The sequence below is a fragment of the Marinagarivorans sp. genome (assembly GCF_982758155.1).
The window spans coordinates 1-10411 of sequence record NZ_CEXWTU010000182.1; the positions used below are offsets into that span (position 1 = coordinate 1).

At 46.0% G+C, this 10411-nt stretch carries 10 protein-coding genes; 5 read left to right on the top strand and 5 right to left on the bottom strand.

Going from position 1 to position 10411, the window contains the following annotated elements; all coding sequences use genetic code 11:
* On the bottom strand, positions 1-607 hold a 607-nt coding region (locus AC3A8L_RS16155), incomplete at its 3' end, for a DUF6502 family protein (protein ID WP_487963305.1).
* 240 nt (positions 608-847) lie between these two features.
* Between AC3A8L_RS16155 and AC3A8L_RS16160 the strand changes: the two genes are divergently transcribed.
* A complete protein-coding gene (locus AC3A8L_RS16160) occupies positions 848-2392 on the top strand; it encodes a DUF4382 domain-containing protein (protein ID WP_487963306.1) in 1545 nt (514 codons plus the stop codon).
* Between the two features lie 276 nt (positions 2393-2668).
* Positions 2669-2995 carry a hypothetical protein gene (locus AC3A8L_RS16165; protein ID WP_487963307.1) on the top strand — a complete coding sequence of 109 codons (327 nt, stop codon included), beginning with the start codon at positions 2669-2671 and terminating at the stop codon, positions 2993-2995.
* 71 nt (positions 2996-3066) lie between these two features.
* Here the strand turns inward: AC3A8L_RS16165 and AC3A8L_RS16170 are convergent, their stop codons facing one another.
* The 4 genes from AC3A8L_RS16170 to AC3A8L_RS16185 form a co-directional block, all read right to left on the bottom strand.
* Positions 3067-4716, bottom strand: a complete 1650-nt coding sequence (locus AC3A8L_RS16170; RefSeq protein ID WP_487963308.1) for a cation acetate symporter — start codon at positions 4714-4716, stop codon at positions 3067-3069.
* Positions 4713-5069, bottom strand: a complete 357-nt coding sequence (locus tag AC3A8L_RS16175; protein ID WP_487963309.1) for a DUF485 domain-containing protein — start codon at positions 5067-5069, stop codon at positions 4713-4715. Before AC3A8L_RS16175 ends, AC3A8L_RS16170 begins: the two co-directional genes overlap by 4 nt.
* A gap of 263 nt (positions 5070-5332) precedes the next feature.
* Positions 5333-6520, bottom strand: a complete 1188-nt coding sequence (locus AC3A8L_RS16180) for a S41 family peptidase (RefSeq protein WP_487963310.1) — start codon at positions 6518-6520, stop codon at positions 5333-5335.
* Between the two features lie 72 nt (positions 6521-6592).
* Positions 6593-7762, bottom strand: a complete 1170-nt coding sequence (locus AC3A8L_RS16185; RefSeq protein WP_487963311.1) for a succinylglutamate desuccinylase/aspartoacylase family protein — start codon at positions 7760-7762, stop codon at positions 6593-6595.
* Positions 7763-8559: 797 nt separating this feature from the next.
* Between AC3A8L_RS16185 and AC3A8L_RS16190 the strand changes: the two genes are divergently transcribed.
* The 3 genes from AC3A8L_RS16190 (at position 8560) to AC3A8L_RS16200 (ending at position 10355) form a co-directional block, all read left to right on the top strand.
* On the top strand, positions 8560-9249 hold the full coding sequence (locus AC3A8L_RS16190) for an AbiV family abortive infection protein (RefSeq protein ID WP_487963312.1): 690 nt from the start codon (positions 8560-8562) through the stop codon (positions 9247-9249).
* An 81-nt stretch (positions 9250-9330) separates the two neighbouring features.
* Positions 9331-9729 carry a hypothetical protein gene (locus tag AC3A8L_RS16195; RefSeq protein ID WP_487963313.1) on the top strand — a complete coding sequence of 133 codons (399 nt, stop codon included), beginning with the start codon at positions 9331-9333 and terminating at the stop codon, positions 9727-9729.
* 146 nt (positions 9730-9875) lie between these two features.
* Entirely contained in the window at positions 9876-10355 is a 480-nt protein-coding gene (locus AC3A8L_RS16200; protein WP_487963314.1) for an HD domain-containing protein, read from the top strand.
* Positions 10356-10411 lie beyond the last annotated feature (56 nt).

Below are 10411 nucleotides of genomic sequence, written 5' to 3' on the forward strand. Positions count from 1 at the left end.
CCGCCGTTTCGCGACCAATATTGTGGTCCATTGTGTTTAATAAGTCGGCTGCGGCTGTACCAAAAATACGCAAGTTTTCTTCAACATCCGCGATGGGAACATAAGCATGAGCCACAAGCGTTACCAAGTCCCCGTTGCGCTCAATCGCCGCAATACGCAGCAACTCATCAATAAGCGCTCTTACCGGTACATCACTGGAATATTCTTTCGCCAGCGATGTGAAACTATCGGGGTGTAGTGGCTGATCTTCCACCAATAATGCTTTCGGGTTGCCTGCCTCATCATGAAAAAGTGCATCGTTTAGCCACGCCGTAATAATCCTAGCCGCTGGGTTGGGCGACTCTGATCCCGCTTGCGATAACGGATGGGGCCGCCCTTTAAGCTTGGCAATGTCTTTGCGATTGATCCCTGTAAGTACTGCCGTTCGAGCATTACTTGGCTTGCGCCCTGAGAGGGCAAAATCGTCTTCTGCGACATCCACAAAAACATGCCGCGCAACGTCTGCAAAGGTTTTATAAGACACGCCATGGCGCATCAATAGACGCGCCATGGGTCTTAGAACTTTGTAAATTGCACGCAATAGCGCTTGGTGGGGGGTATGAGTCATGAATACATAATACCGATGCGATAAAAAAGAAATGTGACGCTCAACGCAAACGCCAGAATTATGGGACAAATAAGTCAAATATGGAATTTATGTGACCCACTTAACGACAACCGGCCACTATTTGGGACTATAGTGTCAAATATTCACGGTAGCTGAGAAGGCCGAGCTTAATGCTTGCGCCCCATCAACCCTCTTTTATTACCGTGAATTTAACCTTCCCATCACCTTAGGAGTTAGGACATGTTTTTAAAGAAAGTACTTGCTGCAAGCATTTTAACCACGCCCATTTTAATTCTCAGCGGTTGCGGTGGCGACAGCACAACCGCATCAGCCACTGATGCCAAAACAGCAGCGCTCACCGTCGCCTTAACCGATGGCCCGGTTGATAACGCCGTTGCGGTTGTTATTGAGGTAACGGGCCTAACCATCAAGCCCGCTGAAGGCGAAGTGATTACGGTTGAATTTGATGCCCCAAGAAGCATCGACTTACTCCAACTGCAAGGTAGCGACGCGACCGATCTGATCAGTGAGCTAGCCCTTGCCGCCGGCGACTACGCTTGGGTGCGCTTAAACATTAATGCCACTGAAGATGGCGTAATGGACTCCTATATAGAGTTTGACGATGGGACATCTGTTGAGCTGGATATGCCCGGTGATGCCGAAGGCGGCCTAAAAATCGCACGTCATTTCACATTAATCGAGGGCGAAGAAGGCGTGTTCACTATCGACTTCGATTTACGTAAATCGCTATTCCATCGTCAAAATCGCCCAGCAACTGAGCGCGGGACAACAATGTTGCGCCCGTCATTACGTATGGTGCCCAACCATCGTGCCGGCCATTTGCGGGGCGACCTAGATGCGATGTTGGTTGCAGACCTGTGTGCCGAATCAGCCACCAGCCTTGGTGCTGTTTATGTTTTCGGTGGTGCCGATGCCACGCTTGCCGATGTTAATGGCAGCGCAACAGACCCAGTAGCCAGCGCATTAGTAAAAATTAACGACGATGGTGAATATCATTATCACATCGGCTTTTTAGAAGCCGGCGACTACAGCGTTGCTTACACGTGTGATGCCGCATCGGATAATCCTGATGAAGTTAACGAACTTACTTTCGCGGCGCTAGAGCCTATTAGCATAGAAGCACGAGCCGAAAAAGAGTCTTCATTTCATCAGGATACCCCACGAAAAGAGTGGGATAGCCGCGTATGTAATAGCACTGAGACCCCCGAAGCGCCAGCCGAAGACATACCCGTAACAGACGATGAAATAGTAGACGATGTTATTGATGATGCTGATATTACTGATGATGCCGATGTTACAGATGACGCAATGACTGATGGCGCTGTCGCTAACAAGCCTTCGTACCAGCGTGTAATGAACTGGTGTGCTTCAGAAGATCGCGAGTGGATGCCTACTCCAGGACGTTACCACGACGAAGATGGCGAGCATTCAGACGATCAAGAGTACAACCAAGGCCAACCAGCCCACGATGAAGGCGAAATGCCAGAAACAGATGCTAACGAATATCCTGAGCAAGACGAGAGCGAAGAAAGCAATCGCCCAGTTCACCCCGTAAACAGCGACTGGGACAAAGAAGAAACCGACGAAGGCGAAGAACAATCACGCCCCGCCCACCCAACTGAATCTGACAACGAAATGCCAGAAACAGATGTTAACGAATATCCTGAGCAAGACGAAAGCGAGGAAAATAAAGAAGAAAATGAAGATGAAACTGAAACTGAGACTGACCTAGACGAGGACACAGCCGACGTTTTTGAAGTGTAGTTAATCGACCGAACCCTTTAGGTTTTCACCAGAAAATCTTTGCCCCCATTAAGGATGCTTAATGGGGGATTTTTTTATCTACCGGGCCCCACGGTCATAGTCGCGGTTTACCTTCGCTTGCGCCCGAAAGCCCATCGCTGCAAGCAGGTGCACCGGCCTCTCTTTTACACCTATAATGCGCGATCTCTAGCGCGGTATTTATCAACGCCAAACCCCTCCCATTAAGCCGTTCGGCTAGAGTCCAACAACACGTCAATTTCACGCTTAGGGCTAATCATGAAATGTTTCATCATCCAAATCGACCCATCGCGCGACACAAGCTACAGTATTGAAGCCTTTACCCGACTCGTGCGCGAGCAAGATAAGTTTCCAGAAGTAGAAGCCGACTACGAGAATAGCGCACTCACAAATTTAAATTTTTTCACCGAGCAGCCCACTGAATTCTGGCAATACCTGCAAGCCAACATAATTCAACACCCCGACTGTGCGGCCTGGTTAAAGCAAGTTGCCGTGGTGGTTTGTGAGGGGGAGCACGGTTGGAATGATGCGCTGCTGCTTGCTCACTTCGATAGCAATGAAGCGCTAGACACGCTGCCAGAATAAAGCTTTAAAGCGCACATAAAAAAGGCCATGAGCAACTTCAACTCATGGCCTTTTTTATGTCTAAGGGGCGATTAATGTTCGGATGCGGAATCGGCTCCTATACCCGTTTGCGAGCGAACCAATTGCTCCTCAAAGGCTTCACGCTCAGCTTGCGCCGACGCTGACTTATCCGTGATGGACACTATCCAAATAGTCAAAAACGCCGCCGATACGGAAAACAATGCCGGGTATTTATAAGGGAATATCGGGCTATCAAACCCGAAAACATCCACCCAAACTGTTGGCCCAACAATGACCAGTATCAACGCGGTTAATAACCCAACCGAGCCACCCACTACGGCACCGCGTGTTGTTAGGTTTTTCCAATACATGGATAATATGAGTACAGGGAAATTGGCACTGGCAGCCACACAAAACGCTAAGCCCACCATAAAAGCAACATTCTGTTTTTCAAAAACAATGCCCAACATTACCGCAATAATACCCAGGCAAACCGTCGCTATTTGCGAAACGCGGACTTCTTTTTTCTCGTTGCGCTCGCCTTTAAGTACAAGGGTCGCATAAAGGTCGTGTGAGATAGCGCTGGAGCCCGCCAAGGTTAAACCCGAAACAACGGCTAGAATTGTTGCAAAGGCTACTGCCGAAATGAAACCCATTAATGGGTCACCACCTAAAGCATGAGACAAGTGAATGGCCGGCATATTCTTCCCGCCATTGAGTACACCATCAACAAAATAAGTATCGTTACCGGTTAGCAATACAATGGCACCAAAACCAATAATAAAGGTAAGAATATAAAAATAACCGATAAAACCGGTGGCATAAAAAACAGAACGGCGCGCTTGTACCGCATCCTTCACGGTAAAAAATCGCATCAATACATGCGGTAAACCGGCCGTACCAAACATCAGCGCAATGCCTAGTGATATGGCCGATATCGGGTCTTTTAACAAAGTGCCTGGGGCCATAATATCAGAGCCTTTTTCATGAATACTCACGGCGCTTTCAAACATGCTTTCAAAACTAAAGCCCACATGCGACATCACTAAAACCGCCATTATGGTTGCACCACCCAACAATAATACGGCCTTGATCAACTGCACCCAAGTTGTTGCCAACATGCCGCCGGCAGTCACATAAAAAGTCATCAATACACCGATGATCAAAACGGCCGACTCATAGGGTAAGTCAAATAATAATTCGATTAGCTTACCAGCCCCGACCATCTGCGCGATTAAGTATAAAATTACTGTCAGCAAAGAACCGCTAGCGGCTAAAATACGCACGGGTTTTTGCCGCAATCGAAATGAGACCACATCCGCAAACGTATATTTACCCAAGTTTCGTAACGGCTCGGCAATAAGCAATAACACCACTGGCCAGCCCACCAAAAAACCAACCGCGTAAATTAAGCCATCAAAACCAGAGGCATAAACCAAACCGGCTATACCTAAAAACGACGCCGCCGACATATAGTCACCCGCTATCGCCAATCCATTTTGAAAACCCGATATTCCCCCGCCTGCAGCATAAAAGTCGTTAGCCGATTTTGTTCGCTTAGCGGCCCAAATAGTGATGCCTACGGTTAATAATACGAAGGCAAAAAACATCATCAATGCTTGATCCGTTAAGAGTCTCATGAGGAGGCCGCCCGATGGTGAATCGTCTTGCGCCAATGCCGATGACGAAAATACAGTAAGACATAAAAATACAAATTTCATGAGCCGCCCTTCGCTTTTTGGGTAATCGCCTGCACCAATGGCTCTATCTTTTTATTGGCATAATTCACATAAATTCCAGTGACGATAAAACATAACAAAATCAAGCCGAAGCCCGCCGCAATACCAATAGACATAACTCCGCCAGCAAAAGAAGCCCCCAGTGACTGAGGAAAGAAACCTATAGTCAAAATTAGAAGAAAGTAAGCCGTCACAACGACCAACGCCAAAGGCACTATTATTTTTCGCCTTGCCTCTTTTAACGCCTGATACTCCGGCATTGCTTGAATTTGCTTTGATGTAAGCATAATCACCCTATCTTTAAATAAATGAACGGAACGTAACAATTCATCCATATAGGACTATTGTCATTTTGTTGGCGAGGAGAAATGGGGAGCGAAAATAGCAAATTCACCCACAAATTAACAGCACGGATACTGTAATTTAAAAGCGATAGCGCACTGTCATCAGGAATAACGTCAAATCAATCACTTTGGCGCAAAGGTAGACTAACGGAATCACACGAAAGGAAGGCCCGATCGTTAAAATAAACTCAGCGAGAGAGCAAAAAAACACCACCCACCACAAGGATGTGGGGTATTTTTGTTTTGTGATGTTTTCACTTTTCGAGATCGGTCCATACCCAATCTAACGAGCGATCTTTACCACTGCGATAATCCTCTATCGTTAAGGGTATTGGTACATCAGGGGTTACCGCGTTCGCCGTTGTTTTCTGAAAATGATACAAACGCTTAGAATAGGTTACCACCAAGCCGGAGTGCGGCAACTCGAATTGCCCCATATCCTGATAGCCCGACGGCCTTGCACCTGTCGGCTGCCCAACAAGCCTGGCATTTAATAGTTGCTGATATTGTGCAGCATTGCTCATTGCCGCAGAGAAGGTTTCATTGTCGATAAGGGTATACACTCCGCGCCTCCAATTAATACTGTCTGCTAGCACTAAACGCTGCGCAAGCTTTAAACCGACAAAAAAATCTCCGCCATAATTTTCACGTAAATCAATGACTAAATTTTTAGACTTTTGTTTATTGATAAACCCCAAAAGCTCTTCAGAAAAATCATCCATATCCCCATAGCTAGGATAGCGGCGAAATTTCACATAAACCGTACGGCCTTTATCTGGCGAACCAAACCAAAGGTCATCAGTTTCTTTTTTTATCACTTTTACCGACGTCTCAGTTTTTAGACTTAAACGCATCGTTAGCTTAGGTGACGCGACAGCAGCGCTTTGCACATACACTTTTTTAGTATCGGCTTGAAAACTGAGCGTTACCTCGGTGCCGCCCGTAATCACCCCTAAGCCAATTAACACTTGTGCATTCAATAAATACTGCCCTGTGCGCACAGCATTGGAATAACTGTTCTCACTAAAAGGAACCAATGCCGATACCGCGCTGATAACCGCCGCAATATTTTCGCCATTGATCGATAGCAGCTCAGCACCCAGCAGTTCTTTATGCTCGGGTATTGTCGCTATAACATACGCTCGACCTTGCAGTATTTTTATTTCAAACGGAAATTGCTGTGTGGCTTGCTGCCATAGCGGCACAGTCGTGTGGCCATCGCCAATGCGCCGGGTTAGCCGCATTAATTCTACCCAAACTTGCTCCTGGGTAAGCACAACCAACGAAGAACTTAACTTACCTAAAGACGAATCCAGCGACTCAGCATTAAGCTGATGAAAAAGATCTATATGCTTATTTTCCAAGGTCGCACGATAAAATTGTAAATCTTGCTGCCAGTGTTTTACATCTTCAGGGCCAAGCGCCAGAGTAGAAGAGGCCAATAAGCAACAACCTAAAGTAAGCACCCTCTGCAAGCACCTCACGGAAAGTCTCATAGTATTTCTTAGCCTTTATTAATCTTCAAAACCATCGCCATCCAAAACGGGTTGTGTTGGGCTTTGTGATTTTGTGAGCAAGCCAATATGGTATGAAGCAAAACCAGGTAATACAAATTGATCTAACGCCATGCCAATAACGGTTCCTGAATAAGGCGAGTGTATGATTGTTCTCTCGCTGGTGACAGGGTTGGTAACAGAACCCAACACCTCGCCCTTGGCCACTTTATCACCCAGCTTTACCTGACTAAATAATATGCCTGACGTTTGAGTTCGCACCCAGGACGACTGATAAAAAGCCGGCTCAGGCTCTCGCCAAAAGACCGAATGATCAATCATGTTGCGTTTTTTCAACAGTGTCCGTAACGCCGCAACGCCCTCACGAACGACGTCTTTTTGCAGACGTAAGGGCTCACCGGCCTCCACTGTTACTGCAGGAATACCTGCCGCAACAGTTGCCGCCCTTAAGGAATGTGGATTACCTTGCGTATTCAAGGCAACGATTTTACCGAATCCGTTTGTAAGCTCTGCAACTTTCGGGTGGCTTAAATCGGCGCGTAGTTGGGTCAAGTTAGTCCGGTGGAAAGAACCTGTGTGTAAGTCGATAAGTGCATCGCAATGGCGAATAATGTCATTAAAAAAGGCATAGGCAAAACGGGACGCCAAGCTACCGTAGGGGTTACCCGGAAAGTAGCGGTTTAAATCACGCCGATCAGGTAAATAGCGCGAGCTTCGACCAAACGCCATTAAGTTAACAATAGGAACCCCAATAACTGTGCCGCGCAAAGCTTCTGGGTTCAAGCCATACATAACTTGCCGCACCATCTCGATTCCATTCAGTTCATCGCCGTGAATGGCAGCCGTTAAGCAAAGAGTGTCGCCCGCTTGCTCGCCATTAACCACCAGCACGGGTGTGTTCACATCTAAACCACTAAACGATTGCGAAGGCACCCATGTCATTCGCGTGGCGGTACCCGGTGGGATACTGTAACCCAGCAACACTTTTACATGCCCTTCGGACTGTTCATCAGGCAATAACGGCGATGTGGTCGCCCGGGATGGCAGCAGTGGGTTTATCACTGGCGAGCGCGGTAATAGAGTCACTAAATCATTGAGCGTGGAGGGTACTGGATGGTTGTGCGGCGCTAACGGTAAAGAGGCTGCTGGCAGCCAATTCTCTGGTTCCAAGGGCGTAAACTCCTCCTCAGCGTGCAATGGCAAGCTATAGCCTAGAAAGACAGTTAAAACTACACCACTAAAAAAATACAAACTACAGCGCATATCACCCCAAGTAACGAGCCTATCAAAACATCAGTATAGAGTACCGACAAACACGCGAATACGGCATTACTTTAAATAGCTTATTTTCCAGCCCCCCTCTAAACCTGAGTAAACAGGGCGAGGCAACAATAGTTTGTCCAATGGCAGTGATAGATTGACCAATGACACGCACTTGCGGTGGCGTAACAAAACCGTCATAACCAAACGCGTGGCTACAAGCCAAACTCGCAAACAGCGAACAGACCTAGCAGGCTAAACCTTTACGGCATCCACAGTGGTTTATGGGCTGTAATATTGGGTAATGCCTTTTACTTGGGTGATGGGCTAGGGTTAAGGGGGTTTTGGGCAGCATTACGGGTCGGTATAAACCTCTGGGGCACGCGGTGAATACGTCCTTGTACGCTCTGCACAAACGTCCTGTTTGTGACGGCCCCAGAGGTTTATACCGACACCGGCTTCTGAGCGTTTAGTTATTACCGGTAAGGCAAGGTAGGGGGACTTCGAATACCGTTTTACTGCTGTCGGGTGAGTATTAAAAGGCTCGAACATAGAAGGCCGTGCCAATAGATGTCTAGATGTAGACACAAGCTGGATCTCGGGATATGGCTATATTTAGACATTTAGGTATAGTTGTAGACATAAAGGTCTATATGTAGACATATTCCTATATGTGACCATGACGGTGAATATAATGTTAAATGTAAATGAGCCATATGCACATAAATGGATTGAGTAGGTATAAGTTTAAGAAGATTGCTGCAGAATCTTTGCGTAATGCTCTTAGGCTGCATGAGGATTCAATAACTCTATACAAAAACGGCTCGTATCCATCGGCTTTCCAACTTTCAGTATTGTCCCTTGAAGAGTTCGCCAAAGCTAAATGGGTCGATCACTTTTATGATGCGCAGATAACAAATGGTGGATTCCCTAAAAAAGGTGAGGCAGGGTATGAAAAGTATGTAAAATTTGAGCAAGGGTGGTTGAAACTGCTCTATTTACATCCCGAAAAGCAGTTTGCCTTTATTGGCCGAGAAATATTTGATTACGCACCTAGCTTTGTATTAAAGATTCAGAATAGGAAATTAGAATTTCAAAAGCAGCAAGCAGTATACGTTGGCCTTGAGCGCTCAAAAGGAAAAGTCGACACATCTAGCAGAATATCAATTCCAACTAAGAAAATTAAGAAAGAAAACGCCAAACAGATGATCTCCTTGCTAAATTATGAATTCGTTGAGGTTCATGATTTGATTGTTAAAAATGAATGTTATTGGGGGATTTGCGAAATGGATGAAATCATTAATGAACAAGATTATCCAATTCTATTCAGGTGGCCCTACAGGACGGGACTTAAATCTAGCAAATGGTATAAAGTGCATCTTGCAAAATACAGTTAACAATGCCAGTCAACAAGACGCAGCAAAGCTGCGCCTCTGCTGGCGACGTTATGTACCCAAGGCCCGAGAGTATCTTTCTGAATGAGCGATTACGACCTTCTAAAAAAAGAGGATTTAGACATCTATCTGGATGATGATTTTTCTAAAAATGAATACAACAGAAAATTCTCAATGTTTGATTCTTTCCTAAGTTTAGGGTTGCTCTCTTTTGCCTGTTGTCTCATCTTAGGCTTTCTCGAGGTTATCGGCGGCGTTGCAATAGTGCTTGTTATTCTTTCCTTTATAGTGGTTGCTATTAGTGGCATAGGTAAAAATTTGGCGAAGTATAACTCCCGTCCAAATTGCAATAATTGCCACGCTGTGATGAAGCGCTATGAGTATACTGACGGTCACGATAGAGATATAAATGGCGTTGTTTTTATTTGCCACAGTTGCAACCGAAAGTTTATTGATTTTAAGCCAACGTCAACCAGTACATAACAAGGCTATCCTGCCACGCCCAGCAAGCTGGGCTGGACAAACTTCCCGTCGCTTGATTTTGTGGCGGTAAAGAATGCCACAAAAAAATCAACACAAAATTTGCCGCACATAGCGGCGTTATGCAGTAAATCAGCTAAGGAGTTTAATTGAAGAATAAGGCAAGAGAATTTGCAATTAAAGCTCATGGAGACCAAAAGTATGGCGAGTTTCCATATTCGATTCATTTAGATGAAGTAGCGAAAATTGTAGAGCCGTATGGCGAGCCTGCAATGGTCGTTGCATACCTTCATGATGTCGTTGAGGATACCGCTACAACGGAAAAAGAGATCGAAAACGAGTTTGGTACATTGGTAGCGAAATGTGTTTCAATTCTCAGTGACGAACCCGGTGATACTCGGAAAGCTCGAAAGGCTGCAACCTACAAAAAAATGGCGCTCGTAGATGGGAAGGAAAATCTTGCATTATTGGTGAAAGCCGCAGATCGCTTAGCAAATATGAGGGCCTGCATTAGAATTTCTGATCAACCCTTTCTGGATATGTATAAAGCGGAGAATGTGGTGTTTCGAAAATCGGCATACAGGCCAAATCTTTGTGATGATATTTGGCTAGAAATCGACAAGATGTAACATGCATAAATCGGGTAAGAGCTGGTTTCTAGCCAGCTCTCCCCACACCACCCTGC

Bases quoted from the DNA above. Each gene is read 5' to 3' on its own strand.
- AC3A8L_RS16160 (WP_487963306.1), top strand. From the start codon at position 848: ATGTTTTTAAAGAAAGTACTTGCTGCAAGCATTTTAACCACGCCCATT.
- AC3A8L_RS16165 (WP_487963307.1), top strand. From the start codon at position 2,669: ATGAAATGTTTCATCATCCAAATCGACCCATCGCGCGACACAAGCTAC.
- AC3A8L_RS16170 (WP_487963308.1), bottom strand. From the start codon at position 4,716: ATGAAATTTGTATTTTTATGTCTTACTGTATTTTCGTCATCGGCATTG.
- AC3A8L_RS16175 (WP_487963309.1), bottom strand. From the start codon at position 5,069: ATGGATGAATTGTTACGTTCCGTTCATTTATTTAAAGATAGGGTGATT.
- AC3A8L_RS16190 (WP_487963312.1), top strand. From the start codon at position 8,560: ATGAGCCATATGCACATAAATGGATTGAGTAGGTATAAGTTTAAGAAG.
- AC3A8L_RS16195 (WP_487963313.1), top strand. From the start codon at position 9,331: ATGAGCGATTACGACCTTCTAAAAAAAGAGGATTTAGACATCTATCTG.